Annotated in this window: 12 protein-coding genes, 1 tRNA gene and 1 pseudogene; 7 read left to right on the top strand and 7 right to left on the bottom strand. The window is 68.9% G+C overall.

What is annotated here, in order from left to right; genetic code table 11:
- Entirely contained in the window at positions 1–1,029 is a 1,029-nt protein-coding gene (locus tag LY41_RS19645; protein ID WP_253865654.1) for a M23 family metallopeptidase, read from the bottom strand.
- Between the two features lie 234 nt (positions 1,030–1,263).
- Positions 1,264–2,298, bottom strand: a complete 1,035-nt coding sequence (locus tag LY41_RS19640; RefSeq protein WP_253865653.1) for a cation diffusion facilitator family transporter — start codon at positions 2,296–2,298, stop codon at positions 1,264–1,266.
- Between the two features lie 72 nt (positions 2,299–2,370).
- Between LY41_RS19640 and LY41_RS19635 the strand changes: the two genes are divergently transcribed.
- Positions 2,371–2,745, top strand: coding sequence for an ArsR/SmtB family transcription factor (locus LY41_RS19635; protein ID WP_183653987.1), 375 nt, complete (start codon positions 2,371–2,373; stop codon positions 2,743–2,745).
- Between the two features lie 440 nt (positions 2,746–3,185).
- On the opposite strand, the pseudogene LY41_RS19625 reads toward LY41_RS19635, so the two are convergent.
- Positions 3,186–3,962: pseudogene (locus tag LY41_RS19625) on the bottom strand (endonuclease I family protein); the annotation flags it as partial.
- Between the two features lie 507 nt (positions 3,963–4,469).
- Between LY41_RS19625 and LY41_RS19620 the strand changes: the two are divergent.
- The 4 genes from LY41_RS19620 to pip all read left to right on the top strand — a co-directional run bounded on the left by LY41_RS19620 (position 4,470) and on the right by pip (position 8,590).
- Entirely contained in the window at positions 4,470–5,681 is a 1,212-nt protein-coding gene (locus LY41_RS19620) for a quaternary amine ABC transporter ATP-binding protein (RefSeq protein ID WP_253865652.1), read from the top strand.
- Positions 5,681–6,571, top strand: a complete 891-nt coding sequence (locus tag LY41_RS19615) for an ABC transporter permease (protein ID WP_253865651.1) — start codon at positions 5,681–5,683, stop codon at positions 6,569–6,571. Before LY41_RS19620 ends, LY41_RS19615 begins: the two co-directional genes overlap by 1 nt.
- 40 nt (positions 6,572–6,611) lie before the next feature.
- The gene (locus LY41_RS19610; RefSeq protein WP_253865650.1) at positions 6,612–7,526 is read left to right on the top strand and encodes a glycine betaine ABC transporter substrate-binding protein; all 915 of its coding nucleotides are present in this window, start codon (positions 6,612–6,614) and stop codon (positions 7,524–7,526) included.
- 86 nt (positions 7,527–7,612) lie between these two features.
- Entirely contained in the window at positions 7,613–8,590 is a 978-nt protein-coding gene (pip, locus tag LY41_RS19605; RefSeq protein WP_253865649.1) for a prolyl aminopeptidase, read from the top strand.
- A 102-nt stretch (positions 8,591–8,692) separates the two neighbouring features.
- Here the strand turns inward: pip and LY41_RS19600 are convergent, their stop codons facing one another.
- Positions 8,693–8,794: a DUF1349 domain-containing protein gene (locus LY41_RS19600; protein ID WP_253865648.1), complete on the bottom strand. Its 102-nt coding sequence runs from the start codon at positions 8,792–8,794 to the stop codon at positions 8,693–8,695.
- 283 nt (positions 8,795–9,077) lie between these two features.
- Here LY41_RS19600 and LY41_RS19595 point away from each other — a divergent pair, with 283 nt between their 5' ends.
- Positions 9,078–10,424, top strand: coding sequence for an HNH endonuclease signature motif containing protein (locus tag LY41_RS19595; protein ID WP_253865647.1), 1,347 nt, complete (start codon positions 9,078–9,080; stop codon positions 10,422–10,424).
- A 334-nt stretch (positions 10,425–10,758) separates the two neighbouring features.
- On the opposite strand, the gene LY41_RS19590 is transcribed toward LY41_RS19595, so the two are convergent.
- Positions 10,759–10,832: transfer RNA gene (locus LY41_RS19590), tRNA-Leu, on the bottom strand.
- Positions 10,833–11,029: 197 nt separating this feature from the next.
- On the opposite strand from LY41_RS19590, the gene LY41_RS19585 reads away from it, so the two are divergent.
- Positions 11,030–11,644: an ANTAR domain-containing response regulator gene (locus tag LY41_RS19585; RefSeq protein WP_253865646.1), complete on the top strand. Its 615-nt coding sequence runs from the start codon at positions 11,030–11,032 to the stop codon at positions 11,642–11,644.
- Between the two features lie 142 nt (positions 11,645–11,786).
- Here LY41_RS19585 and LY41_RS19580 read toward each other — a convergent pair whose 3' ends face one another.
- Positions 11,787–13,520, bottom strand: coding sequence for a hypothetical protein (locus tag LY41_RS19580; protein ID WP_253865645.1), 1,734 nt, complete (start codon positions 13,518–13,520; stop codon positions 11,787–11,789).
- A gap of 78 nt (positions 13,521–13,598) precedes the next feature.
- The gene (locus tag LY41_RS19575) at positions 13,599–14,042 is read right to left on the bottom strand and encodes a hotdog fold thioesterase (RefSeq protein WP_253865644.1); all 444 of its coding nucleotides are present in this window, start codon (positions 14,040–14,042) and stop codon (positions 13,599–13,601) included.
- Between the last annotated feature and the right edge of the window lie 34 nt (positions 14,043–14,076).

The following is a 14,076-nucleotide window of genomic DNA, read 5'->3' as shown; positions in this document are numbered from 1 at the left end:
TCAGATGTCCACACCCCGGCTGCGCAGCCACGGCAACGGGTCGATCTTGTTGCCGTTCTCGTGGATCTCGAAGTGCAGGTGCGGGCCGGTCGACTGACCGCGGTTGCCCATCGTGGCGATCTGCTCGCCTGCGGCGACCTGCTGGCCCACCGATACGGTCGCCCGGTCGATGTGGCCGTACACCGAGACCAGGCCGTCGGAGTGCTGCACGCGCACCCACATGCCGAAGCCGCTCGCCGGGCCGGCTTCGACCACCTCGCCCGGCAGCGTCGAGTGGATCGGCGTGCCGATGCTGTTGGCGATGTCGATGCCGTAGTGGACCGAGCCCCACCGGGCGCCGTATGTGGACGTGAGCTCGCCCTCGGCGGGCTTGGCGGCGCCGCCGGTGCTCACCTCTGCGGTGGCCGCCGAGAGCCGGTCGATCTCGGCCTGGGCCTCCTGCTTCTTCTCCTTCGCGGCGGCGAAGGCGCGCTGCGCCTCGGCCTTCGCCGAGGCCGCGGCCTGTTCGTTCCGGGACGCTTTCCGGAGGGCGTCGGTCGCTTCGCGCTGGGAGGAACGCCGCTGTTCGAGTGCGGCGCGCATCCGGTCGAAAATGCGGAGCTGGTCGTCGCTGATCGCGTTGAGCAGCGACGAGCGTTCCAGCATCTCGGTTGTGCTCTCGGCGCCGAGATAGGCCGAGACCGAGCCGACCGTGCTGCCCTGACGGAAGCTCGCCGAGGCGAACCGGTCGACATCGCCGCGCATACCGCGCACGCGCTGGGCAGCGGCGTCGGCCGAGCCGCGGGCGTTCTCCGCGCGGGAGCGGGCCCGGGTGGCGGCCTGCTGTGCGCGCTCGTGTTTGCGCTGCGCGTCCGTGTAGCGCTGATAGGTCTGTGCCAGTGCGGCCTGGGACTCGCTCAGCTGGCTGCGCGCGGTCTCCAGGTCGTCGGGGGATTCCTGGCCGTGGACCGGGGAGGTCGGGGCGATGACCAGTGCCAGCGAGGCCAGCACCACGGCCGCCGCCCGTCTGAGCGCGTGGGGCGCACTCATGCGGGGTCTCCAAGTGTGTTGTCGGATGCGTCGGGGGAAACGCATCACCGGGGTCGGGGAGAGGACCGAGACTGCGCATCGCGGCGCCGACGGTCCAGCACCTTTGAGAAACGCCACAACGATCCGATCACGGGGAGGCGTCGATCTGACGCAGGGTGCTTTCTTGCTACGTTCCGTGTCGGATCGGCGCGGATCGGCGCGGATCGCACAGAGGATCCGGTTGCACCGGCGGGCTCAGCGGTGCGCGTCGGCCGCACCGACGACGGGTTCGGTGTGCACCGTCGCCGCGGTCAGCCGGGGCACCGCGCCGATGAGTGCGCGCTCCACCTCGTGGCAGATCGCGTGCGCGGAGGTGACGTCGAGAGCGCCGTCCACGGCGACATCCAGCTCGGCGCGGAGGCTGTGGCCCAGCCAGCGCACTCGCACCTGCCGGACGGCGCCGACGCCGGGCACGGCCGCGGCGGTCTGCTCGACGTGCTCGGTGACGTCGGGCTCGACGGCGTCCATCAGCCTGCCGAGGACCTCCCGCGCGGCGCCCCGGAGCACGGCGAGAATCGCCACCGTGATGCACAGGCCGATGATCGGATCGGCCAGCGGGAATCCGACCATGCTGCCGAGCGCGCCGACGACCACGGCCAGTGAGGTGAACCCGTCCGTCCTGGCGTGCAGCCCGTCGGCGACCAGTGCGGCGGAACCGATCTCCCGTCCGACCCGGATCCGGTAGCGGGCGACGAGTTCGTTGCCGGCGAATCCTGCGACCCCGGCGAGCATCGCCACCCACGCGTGGGCCATCGGCTGCGGATCGAGGAGCCTGCGCACCGATTCGAACCCGGCCAGCGCCGCCGACGCCGCGATGAGTGTGACCACGACGATGCCCGCGAGGTCCTCGGCGCGACCGAAGCCGTACGTGTACCGCCGGGATGCCGCGCGCCTGCCCAGCACGAACGCGATCGCCAGGGGGATCGACGTCAGCGCGTCGGCGAAGTTGTGAATGGTGTCGCTCAGCAGTGCCACCGAACCGGTGATCAGCACGATGCCGAGCTGCACCACGGCCGTCAGCATGAGCCCGCCGAACGACCACGCGAGTGCGCGCAGGCCCTTCGCGCTCGTTTCGAGTGCGGTGTCGACGCGGTCGGCGGAATCGTGGCTGTGCGGGGTCACCAGGTGCCGGAGCCGGGCGGCGACACTCCTGCCGTGCCCGTGCCCGTGCCCGTGCCCGTGCCCGTGCCCGTGATCCTCGGGTTCGTGGTGTGCGTGCTGACGTGTCACAGGATCACTATCTGCGTATTCACGCAGATAAGCAAGTGCGTAAGTATGGTGAGATGCCGTATCGTGTCCGGCATGCACAGTTCCGTGCCCGATTTCGACATGCCGAACGACGAGCAGGTCGACCTGGCCGCGGAGACGTTCCGGTTGCTCGCCGACCCGACGCGGATCAAGGTGCTGTGGGCGTTGCTGCAGGGCGAGTCGTCGGTCGCGTGCCTGGCCGAGCTCGCCGGTGCCGCTCCGACGGCGGTGAGTCAGCACTTGGCGAAACTGCGGCTCGCCGGTCTGGTGACCGGACGGCGCGAAGGTACGTTCGTGTACTACTCGGCGGCCAACAACCATGTGCGCGGCTTGCTCGCGCAGGCACTGTTCCACGCCGACCACATCGATCGCGACCTGCCGCCCGCCGCGGACCCGGCTGCGGACAACGCGCACCACGCGGTGTCCTGACTCGAGCCGCAGCGGGACTCGCCCGGATCCGGCGCGCCGGTTCCCGGCCTCGCACGGAAACGGGGCCGGTCCCCGCGCAGTGCGGGAACCGGCCCCGCCGGTCCGATGCCGCCGCCGGTGCGGCCGCGGCGTCAGGAGTCCAGATCGACGGACTGGAACGTCTCGTAGTAGTCCGGCGTGTAGTAGAACTCGCCGCCGTCGCCGGCGATCACCCGGTCTTCGTAGCCGACGTGGAACAGGTCGTAATAGCCGTCCTCGCAGTCCGGCAGGACGCCTTCACGGTTCTCGTAGGTCTCGCCCGTCCGGCCGTTCTGGACGTCCTCGATGGTCATCCGCGCGTCCCAGGGCAGCGACGAGAAGGCGACGGTCTCCAGCTCCGGGGCCGAGCCGCAGCCCGGTTCGGGTTCCGGCTCGGGATCGGGATCCGGCGTGGAACCGTCGCCGAAGATCTCGCCCGCCCATTCGGGGTGGTCGATGAACGGGTTCCGATTGTCCTGGAACTGCTCGTAGATGACGTCGTTGCGCGTGCGTTCGACGTCGCTCACGGGGTCGGCGGAGTGCCATTGGAGGAGCACGGAGCTGCGGCCCATCAGTGGCTGCGATCCGTTGTCCACCTCGTCGTTGAGCTCGAGGTCGGGAGCACCGCCCTCGCCCTCGTAGCGCACCGCCATGTAGAAGATCATGCGGGCGACATCGCCCTTGACCTCGTCGCGCGGTTCGTACGAGTCGTCGTCGGTGAAGTTGCCGGGCGCCCCGTCGACCTCGCCACCGCCGTTGTCGAAGTCCTTGTTGCCGCGGATGCTGTTGACCTGCACATCCGTCGGGCGCAGATGGTGGGCGTCGGCGCCGGGTCCGGATGTGCCGAAGTCGCCGTGCGATTTGGCCCAGACGTGCTCGCGGTTCCAGTCGCCGACACTGCCGCCGTTGGCGTCCTTGCTCCGCGACTCGCCGCTGTAGAGCAGCAGGACGCTGTTCGGGTCGTTCGGGTCTTCGTCGCTCGCCTTCAGTGCGTCCCACACCTCGTCGTACGAGAGCTGGGTGCTGTCGCTGATGATGTCGTTGAGCGCGGTCTTCAGCTCGCCGCCGGTCAGGCCTTCGGCTGCGTCGTAGTAACCGGCCGGTACGTCTGCCGTTGCCGGGATCGGCGCGAGCATCCCCGCGGTGACGGCGAAAGCCGACAGGGCTCCTACCGCCCACCGGGTGATACGTGTCCGCATACCGGGACCTCGTTTCTGCTGTCGTCGCACAGGGGCGGATTTCACTTTCACACGACAGAGTGAAATGAAAGAACCGACGAAGGTCTGCTGGACAGTGAACAGTGCGTTACCCGGGCGTGATCAACAGGATGCTCGCTCGGTGGCCTTGGCCGTGCGGTCGAGGCAGCCGATCCGAACGGTCCAGCCCTTCCGTGGATCTCGTGTGTGCCAATGGGAATGCACGCCTCCCGGCAGGTGCGCGGATGTTGCGGATCCGCTGTCCGCCGCTGCCCGATGTCGGCCCGCCCGGGGCAGTGGCGGCCGCGCCGGTCCGGGGGCACCTCCGGTGATCGATTGTCGAAAAGCACGCGGAATCGTCGTGATTTTCCCATTTTTGTATCGTATCAATTTTCGGTGTGGTGACGGATTGTTTTCGAAGGGTTGCAGGAAGTAGTTCACCCGGCTTGTTTCCGGAATGGATACTAAGGTGGAGGACGGTTTTCCTCGTCCCCGCCGGGAGGCTGGACCATGGTTTCTTCTATTCAGGTGGAAGACCTCTACAAGGTGTTCGGCCGCCGTGCCGACGAGGCGGTGAGCGTCCTGCTGCGTGAGGGCGGTTCCGTGGACGCGGCCGTGCCGGGCACCACCGCGGCCGTCGTGGATGTGTCGTTCGACGTGCGTTCCGGCGAGATTTTCGTGGTGATGGGGCTTTCCGGATCGGGTAAATCGACACTGCTGCGGATGTTGAACGGAATCCTTCCCGTGACCCACGGTCGGGTCTATCTGGACGACGTCGAGCTGACCGCCATGTCGGCCCGGCAGATTCGCGACATGCGCAAGCGGCACATGAGCATGGTCTTTCAGCATTTCGCCCTGTTTCCTCACCGCACCGTGCTGCAGAACGCCGCATACGGGCTGCAGGTACAGGGGAAGAGCAAACAGGAGCGGCTCGAGCGGGCACAGGAATCGCTGTCGTTGGTCGGGCTCGACGGCTGGGAGAACCGGCTTCCCGAGCAGCTGTCCGGCGGTATGCAGCAGCGGGTCGGCCTCGCGCGGGCACTCGCCGCCGACACGGACGTACTGCTGATGGACGAGGCGTTCAGCGCCCTGGACCCGCTGATCCGCCGGGAGATGCAGGATCAGCTGCTCACGTTGCAGCAGCAGCTCGGCAAGACGATCGTGTTCATCACGCACGACCTCAACGAGGCGATGCGGCTCGGTGACCGGATCGCGGTCATGCGGCGCGGCAGGATCGTGCAGATCGGCACGGCCGAGGCCATCCTCACGGCACCCGCCGACGACTACGTCTCCGAGTTCGTGCGCGACGTCGACCGCGCCAGGGTGCTCACGGCGCGGTCGGTGATGGACAAGCCGCTCCATGCGGTCCCGTCGTCGGCCTCCCCGGAAGAGGCGCTGCGGATGATGCACCACCAGCACGTGCCCACCGTGCTGGTGGTCGACGAGAAGGGCGCGCCCGTCGGGGCCGTGCGGGAACCCGACGCGACCGAGTCGGTCCGGCAGGGACATTCGACGGTGGCGGCCGCACAGCGGCCGGTGACACGTGTGCAGGGGGACACGGCGGTCAGCGAGCTCTTCAGTGCGGCATCCGGACCGGCGCCACTGGCCGTCGTGGACGAACGCGGAGTGTTGATCGGGGTCGTACACCAGTCGGCGCTGCTCGCCGCGCTGGGCGAGGTGGAGCACGCCCCCGATCGTGCCGGACCGGAGGAGGGTCGCTGATGCGTGCCGTACCGGCCGTCACCGACTGGGAGGTACCGAGGATTCCCCTCGGGGAACGGTTCTCGGAACTGGTCGGGTGGTTGCAGGACAACCTGGGCGAATTCTTCGACGCGATCTCGGAAGGTCTCGACTCCGCGGTCACGTCGTTGGCCGGGCTGCTGACCTGGGCGCCGACCTGGGTGATGATCCTGGTGTTCGCGCTACTCGCATTGTGGTTGCGCGGGTGGAAGTTCGGCCTCGCCGCACTGGTCGGCTTCGCGCTGCTGGACGGGCTGGACTCGTTCGGCAGTGCGATGCAGACCCTGTCGCTGGTGCTGCTGGCCGGTGTCGTGGCGGTGATCGTGGCGGTGCCGCTGGGTGTGCTCGGCGCCCGCAGCGACACGGCCAGCAGGGTGATCAAACCGGTCATGGACTTCCTCCAGACCGTGCCGCAGTTCATCTACCTGATCCCGGCGGTGATCTTCTTCGGGATCGGCGTCGGTCCGGGCGTGGTCGCGACGGTGATGTTCGCGCTCGCCCCCGGCGTGCGGTTGACCGAGCTGGGTATCCGGCAGGTCGACCGCGAGATGGTCGAAGCGGGGGAGGCGTTCGGGTCCTCCCCCGCGCGCATTCTCACGGGGATCCAGATCCCCTTGGCCATGCCGTCGATCATGGCGGGCGTCAACCAGATCATCATGCTGTCGCTGTCGATGGTGGTCATCGCCGGCATGGTCGGTACGCCGGGGCTCGGGGCCGACGTCTTCGAGGCCACGACCCGGCTTCAGCTCGGCGCGGGATTCGAGTACGGCGTGAGTGTCGTGATCCTCGCCATCTATCTCGATCGCATTACCGCGTCGCTGTCCGCGAAGTCCGCGGTCAGTCGCGCGCGCCGGCTCGCGGGAGCGGCGTGAGCACCGGGCGCGGGCCTTCGGTGAAAAGGAGGACGGACGGATGAGAAGGAGAACCTCACGGACGCTGCCGGCTGTGCTGGCGGCGCTGCTGGTCACGGTCACCGGTGCCTGCGGCGGTGGTGACGACGACGGCGGCGGTGGCGAGGGAGGCGGCAACAACGATCTCAACATCGGATACATCGCGTGGGACGAGAACATCGCGCTGGCCAACCTGTTCAAGGCCGAGCTGGACGAACGCGGCTACAACGTGAACATCCGCCAGCTCGACGTCGCGCCGACCTGGCAGGCGGTCGCGCAGGGCGAGATCGATCTGTTCCAGGACGCGTGGTTGCCCACCACGCACTCGGACTACTGGGAGCAGTACCGCGACCAGGTCGAGGATCTCGGCGTCTGGTACGACCAGGCGACGCTGAACATCGCCGTGCCGGAGTACGTGCGCAATGTGAACTCGATCGCCGACCTGAAGCAGCACGCGGATCAGTTCGACGGCACCATCACCGGTATCGAACCGGGCGCGGGCGAAACGCGGCTGGTCGAGACGGAGATGATTCCGGATTACGATCTGGGCTCGGCGATGACCCTGCAGAAGTCGTCGACCACGGCGATGTTGTCGGCGTTGGACAGGGCGATCCAGAACGAGGAGCCGATCGTCGTGACGTTGTGGCACCCGCACTGGGCGTACTCGCGCTACGACCTGAAGGACCTCGAGGATCCTCAGGGTTCGATGGGCACGGCCGAGGAGCTGCACATGATCGGCCGTGAAGGATTCGGTGAGGACTTCCCGGATCTGGCCGGCGTCATCGAGAACTTCTCGTTGACCGACGTGCAGCTCGGAGATCTGGAGAATGCGATCCAGGAGGCCGGATCCGGTCAGGAGCTGCAGGCCGCCAAGAACTGGGCCGAGGAGAACCAGCACCTGATGGACCAGTCGTTCGGCCAGCTCCAGGGCGAGTGACGGCAGGCGCACGGTGTCACGGTGGCAGGCGTGCCACCGTTTCCCGTTGATTGTCGGGCGTGGTCGCGACGCGCCATCATGCCGCAATGGGCAGCAGATCCGACGACGGGCGTTATCCACCGGTCGAGCCGCAGGAATCCGGGATGCTGGAGGTCGGCGGCGGCCACTCGCTGTATTGGGAGGTGTCGGGAAATCCCGGCGGCAAGCCCGCCGTGGCCCTGCACGGCGGTCCCGGTACCGGAAGCTCTCCGCGAATGCGCAGCCTGTTCGATCCGGACCGCTACCGTGTGGTCCTGTTCGACCAGCGCAGCTCCGGGCGCAGCACCCCGTCGGCGGCCGATCCGGTCGTCGATCTGTCCGCCAACACCACGCAGCACCTCGTCACCGACATCGAGGCGCTGCGGGTCCACCTGGGAATCACGCGCTGGCTGGTGTGGGGCGCTTCGTGGGGCGTCACGCTCGCGCTCGCCTACGCGCAGGCGCATCCGGAGCGGGTGACCGAGTTGGTGCTCGCGGCCGTGACCGACGGCGACCGGCGCGGCACCGACTGGATCACCCGCGACATGGGCCGCGTGTTCCCGCGCGAGTGGGAACGGTTCCGTGACGGTGTGCCCGCCGCCGAGCGTGACGGCGACCTGGCGGCCGCCTACAGCCGGCTGCTCCACGATCCCGATCCCGAGGTCCGGGCCGAGGCCGCACGCCGGTGGTGCGAGTGGGAGGACACCCACATGTCGCTGGCGCCGGACGCGGAGCCCTACCTGTCGGTCGCCGACCCGGGGTTCCAGCTGACATTCGCCCGCATCGTGACTCATTACTGGTCCCACGGCAGTTTTCTGGACGACGGGCAGCTCCTGCGTGACATCGAGCGGCTCCACGGGATTCCCGCCGTGTTGATCCACGGGCGCTACGACGTCAGCGGTCCGCTCGACACGGCGTGGGCACTGCACTGCGCCTGGCCCGGTAGTGAGCTGGTGGTCCTCGACGACACCGGGCACCGTGGCGGAAGCATGACGGCGGCGATCACCGCCGCCACCGACCGCTTCGCCCGGGGCCTGCGGGCGTGATCGTCGCGGCGCGCTGCTGCACTCTGCGGCCCGGTATCCCGGCGAACGTCGACGTGCCGCGAAGAGAATCTCGTGGCGGTCGCTCACAATTCCGGCCGATCGTCAGCCGAAGTTCTCCTCGTACGCCATCTCGGCGAAATGCATGGAGAAACCCGTGTCGTCGGGCGAGGCGCACATCGGACCGGCCTCGGCAGTCGCCGGCATATTTCCGGAGTGTGTTTCCGGGTCGGTGTGGAGGCTGATGTGCAGGTTGAACTGCCCCGGGGTGGGTCGTTCGGGGTCGGTTGACCGCGTTCTGGGTCGGTCCGTCGCCGCTTGCTCGTCCGGTTCGATGGAATGCCCCGTTCGCACGTCTCGTATGTGATGGCGGTGTGGCAGTTGTGTTCTACGTGGTGCAGGTGGTGGTGGTTCAGACACGTCCCACCGGATTCTCGTCACTCTATTGTGTAATGTCGTGTTCGACCGTGCGTTCGATATTATAGATGTTGTGGATGACGTGATGGAGGAGATCGAGCGGGTCGGTGTTGTTCGGGCTCGGCGGGCGCGGCTCGATGCCGAAGAACTCGAGCTGTTGGCGGAGATCGCGGCGGATGTGGGGGACGATCGGGGTGTGGTGGAGGAGTTGACGCCGGTGTTGCGGGTGTCGACGCGGGAGGTGGAGTGGCGGATCGAGGATGGGCGGTCGGTGGTGCGGCGGATGCCGCGGCTGCATGCGGCGATGCGGTCCGGTGAGGTCGAGTCGTACGGGGCGCGGCGGGTGCTGGCGGTGGTTGAGCCGCTCGATGACGACACCGCCCGCCAGGTGGATGGTCTGCTGGCGGAGAGGCTGGTGGATGCGCCGGAGACGGCGTGGCAGCCGGGCAACCTCGCGCAGCGGGTGCGCCGGCTCGTGGAGAAGACCGATCCCGACGGGCAGACCGAACGGGCCCGGCGGGCACGGGCGGAACGGAAAGTCGAACTCACGCCGGGTGAGCATGCTGTGTCGTCGCTGGAGGTGAGTCTGCCGGCCGAACGGGCGGGTGCCTGTTATTCGCGGGTGGATGCGATGGCCCGATCGCTGCGGCACGGTGGTGACCTCCGCACCCTGGACCAGCTACGCGCCGACGTGGCCGCGGACCTGCTGTTGGGGCGTTACCCCGGTGTTTCGCCGCCGGAGGCGGCGGCCATGGTGTATCTGCATGTGCCTGTCGATGCGGCCCTGTCGCTGTCCGACGACGGGTGTGAGTTGGACGGGTACGGACCCGTCCCGGCCCCGATCGCGCGGGAGATCATGACCAACGAGCGGAGTATTTGGCGGGCGGTGTTGTGTGACCCGGGCACGGGTGAGCCGGTGGATCTGGGGCGCAGGAGGCGGCGGCCGAGTGCGGTGATCCGGGAGTTGGTGCGGGTGCGGGACCGGGAATGCGTCATGCCCTGGTGCCATCGACCGGCCCGGCACTGCGACCACGACCACGAACACCCCTGGACCACCAATGACAACGGCGGTGGCGGTGGTGGGTCGACGTCGGTCGCCAACGGCGGACCCCGCTGCCGACGACATCACCGACTCAAAGACCGGCCCGGCTGGAATGCCCGCTACGACCCGGTCCGCGGCGTCACCCGTGTGACAACTCCGCACGGGGCGACCTACACCGCACACCGCGAACCCGTCCTCACCCCGACGGGACAGGCCCCGGGACGCGACACCCCGGCACGCGACGCCCCGAAACGTGAGGACCCGGGACGCGAGGCGCCGGAATGCCGCGCCCCCGCACACCGCCACGCCGCCCGTGCCGAACCGGAACGAGAAACCACCGCCCCGGAGCACCACGACGACGACGGCCCGCCCTTCTAGGAGTGATCCAGAACCGGGCCTCGCTGCTCGGACCCGGGAGAGACCATCCGGCAGATGGGTCAACGACCAAGTGGGCCGACCGGCAGCACCGGTGCTCACGTCGTTCCGGATTCCGGCATCGTGCTGCTCATTTCGGCAGGCCGCCGTCTCATCGGTCGCATCCGTATCGTCCGTCGCCGCGGGCACGATCGGGACGGTGACACGGTCCCGTGCGGGGCCGACGGCGCACTCACGAGCGCGAGAGTGCCGTGAGGATCACGAGTGCCGTGTGATGAACCCTGGACGCACCGGGGCGGGCCTTCTGTTGTCGGCAGGAAAATGCCTGGTCAGCGAGTGCCCCCGGTGAGACTCGAACTCACACTGCCACGATTTTGAGTCGTGCGCCTCTGCCGATTGGGCTACGGGGGCGTGCGGGTTGCTGACTGTACTCGATGCGGGATACGAGACGGCATTCGGGTTACCACGCTTGGCGGCTGCCGTGGTTTCCGCCATGTGATCATCTGTCGTGGCGAAGCCCATCGTCACGACGGGCCGGAGAACCGGTAACCTGCACCTAGCGGACCCCGCTATGTTTTTGCCTGATTGATCGTCCCAGGAGGAGCCCTGTGACCGAAGCGGCTACCGACGCCGGCGAAGGCGCCGCCGCACCCCAGCGGCGCGTGCTGGTCGCAGAGGACGAGGCGCTGATTCGCCTCGACCTCGTCGAGATGCTGCGCGAGGAAGGCTATGAAGTGGTCGGGGAGGCCGGCGATGGCGAGGAGGCCATCAAGCTGGCGACCGAGCTGAAGCCCGACCTCGTCATCCTCGACGTAAAGATGCCGAAGCTCGACGGTATCGAGGCCGCTTCGAAGATCACGGGTGACCGGATCGCCCCGGTGGTGATCCTGACCGCGTTCTCGCAGCGTGACCTCGTCGAACGGGCCCGTGAGGCCGGCACGATGGCCTACCTGGTCAAGCCGTTCGCAAAGCGAGACCTGGTGCCGGCGATCGAACTCGCCGTCAGCCGGTTCGCCGAGCTGCAGGCGCTGGAGTCCGAGGTCGCGGGTCTGACGGATCGCCTCGAGACCCGGAAGGTGATCGACCGCGCCAAGGGCCTGCTCATGACGCAGCAGGGGCTGAGTGAGCCGGACGCGTTCCGGTGGATCCAGCGCACGGCGATGGACCGGCGGTCGACGATGAAGGACGTCGCCGAGGCCGTGATCGAGAGTATCGACAGCTGACCGGACCGACCCGGGAGCCGTTCCGGGCCGCCGAGCCGCACGAAGCCCCCGTCACCACGCGTGGTGACGGGGGCTTGTGTCGTCGGAAGGGACCGTAGTCGTCCGAAGGGCCGTGTCGCCGGACGGGGCCGTGTCGGCGCGGTTACGAGCGGGCGCGGTCGGCGGCCCTGTGGAGCGCCTTGCGCGCGGCCTTCGCGACGGGTTTGTCGGGATGGTGCTGGCCCACCGCGGTGAGCACGGCGACCGCGTCCGGGTGGTCGACCCGCCCCATGCCGTCGACCGGCCCTGTGGCACCCGCGGGGATGATGTGCTCGATGACCGCGGTGATCACGTCGGTGTCGTGGTGGCCGAGCTTGCCCGCGATCGTGTCGACGGCGAGCCAGGCGAGTTCTCCGTCGGAGAGGTCGGTCTCCTCGCCGCGCAGCGCAGCGATCTCCAGGCGTGCGTGCAGCTGCAGGTTCGCCGAGTCCAGTACCTCCCGCCATGCGGCCTCCGCGTCGGCACCCGCGTACTGGCGCAGCAGCGCGACGGCCTCCGCGCGGCGTGATGCCTCGGCGTCGGCGGCCACGGCCAACAGGGCGCGCGCCCCGTCGAGCGGTGGGTGGGCGGTGAACCACGCCGGTGCCTCGACGCCGATCTCGCCGTCGAGGCCGTGGGTGGCGACGTCGATCAGGTCGGCGGCCGTCATGTCCTCCGGCGCGGGCAGTAGCGGCATGTCCACACCGGACGCGACGAGCTCGCCGCGCAACGAGGCGGCGGCCAGCGGTGTGAGCCGGACGAGGGTGCCCTCGGTGGAGGCGGAGTCGTGCTCCTCGTCGAGTTCGACGGCTCCGAGTCCGGCGAGTCTGCCCAGGAGCACCTCGGCCGGGTCGCCGTGCTCGGCCGACCACCTGCGCCACGCGGCGTCGGCGTCGTCGGCGGGAAGGTCGTCGGTCGCGAGGTCGGCCATCATGTCGCTGATCGCGCGCACGGGAAGGCCGACCCGCCAGGTGAGCAGCAGCGGGACGAACCACGCGGACGTGCCGGTGAAGTCGAGGGTCTCCTCGCCCGCGCGGTCCGCGTCGGCGGGCAGGCTCCAGGCGAGCAGTGTGTTGAGCGCATGCCCCCACACCGTGAGCACGTCGTCATCGTCACCGCCGGGCCATTCGTCGAAGGCGGGCCCCGCCGACGGCACGGTCTCGCCGACACCGTCCTCGTCGGACTCGTCGGACTCGTCGGCTGTGTCGGACTCGTCGCTGTCGTCGCTGTCGTCGCTGTCGAACTCGACGAAACCGACGTGCGAGGCGAGCTCCGCCACGGTGGGCAGATCCGTTTCGGCCACACCCGCCGTGTCGGCGGCCGCGGCGAGATCGTGGCCGTCGGCCACGCTCGCGGCCAGCGCGCGCGCCTGCGTGAGCAACGGCGAACGGCGTGCGGCCGCGGCGAGTTCGTCCTCGGCGGGCAGGCGGATCGGGCCCAGCCGGTCGGGGAGGTTGTAGAGCGTCTTGAGGTCCGGCTCGTTCTCGGCCAGCCGCGGCCGGTCGAGCGCGCCGAACAGGGCCGTCTCGGCGTCGTCGAGTTCACCGAGCAGCGTGGCGTGCCGGCCCTCGTCGATGCGCTCGCTGTCGAACGCGAAGTCGATCATCAGGTCGACCGCGTTGACGACGTCGTTGGGGTCGTCGTCCGGCCGGGCCGCCGGATACACCTGGAGCAGCAGCCGGGTCACGTCGCCGTCGGCGAGTTCGCCGGGGTCGCGCACTCCGCACTCGTCGGCGAGCAGCTGCAGGGCGGTCGTCGCGACGGCGGGATCGACCTCGAATTCCGGTTCGTCGGAGAGGTAGTCCTCGATGTAGGAGGTCAGCTCGACCGCGGTGAGCCGCACGTCGTCGGAGTTCATCCGGTCAGGCTATCGGCAGGCCGGGCGGTACCCGCCGCCCCGGTGGGCGACGGGTACCGGAGTGATGACGCCCGGTGGTCAGGCCGCGGGAGGCGCGTCGCGGACCATGCAGGTCAGCCGGGCGGTGCAGCTGCGGCGGCCCGCGTCGTCGGAGATGACGACCTCGGCGGTCACGGCGGAGCGCCCCACGTGCACGGGCGTCGCGACCGCGGAGACGGTGCCGGACGTGACCGCCCGGTGATGGGTGCAGTTCAGGTCGACCCCGACCGCGATGCGGCCGTCACCGGCGTTGAGTGCCGCGACGGTCGAGCCGAGCGCCTCGGCGAGCACGGCGTTGGCGCCGCCGTGCAGCAGCCCGTACGGCTGGAGGTTGCCTTCGACGGGCATGGTGGCTGTCACGCGTTCGGGCGAGAGTTGGCCGAATTCCATGCCGATCTTGTCGTTGAGTTGCTGGGCTGCGATCTCGGGCGTGAGGCCCGCCAGCGACTCCCGAAATGCCTGCTCAGAACCGTTGTTGGTCACTCGTCTCTCCTCGGTCTATGCGACAGACGGCGCT

It is taken from the genome of Prauserella halophila (assembly GCF_024171895.1).
Classification (GTDB): domain Bacteria; phylum Actinomycetota; class Actinomycetes; order Mycobacteriales; family Pseudonocardiaceae; genus Prauserella; species Prauserella halophila.
This window is presented reverse-complemented; position numbering and strand designations above follow the sequence as displayed.

Coding starts and splice junctions, on each gene's coding strand:
- LY41_RS19620 (WP_253865652.1), top strand. CDS start 4,470: ATGGTTTCTTCTATTCAGGTGGAAGACCTCTACAAGGTGTTCGGCCGC.
- pip (WP_253865649.1), top strand. CDS start 7,613: ATGGGCAGCAGATCCGACGACGGGCGTTATCCACCGGTCGAGCCGCAG.
- LY41_RS19635 (WP_183653987.1), top strand. CDS start 2,371: ATGCACAGTTCCGTGCCCGATTTCGACATGCCGAACGACGAGCAGGTC.
- LY41_RS19645 (WP_253865654.1), bottom strand. CDS start 1,029: ATGAGTGCGCCCCACGCGCTCAGACGGGCGGCGGCCGTGGTGCTGGCC.
- LY41_RS19610 (WP_253865650.1), top strand. CDS start 6,612: ATGAGAAGGAGAACCTCACGGACGCTGCCGGCTGTGCTGGCGGCGCTG.
- LY41_RS19580 (WP_253865645.1), bottom strand. CDS start 13,520: ATGAACTCCGACGACGTGCGGCTCACCGCGGTCGAGCTGACCTCCTAC.
- LY41_RS19600 (WP_253865648.1), bottom strand. CDS start 8,794: ATGCCGGCGACTGCCGAGGCCGGTCCGATGTGCGCCTCGCCCGACGAC.
- LY41_RS19615 (WP_253865651.1), top strand. CDS start 5,681: ATGCGTGCCGTACCGGCCGTCACCGACTGGGAGGTACCGAGGATTCCC.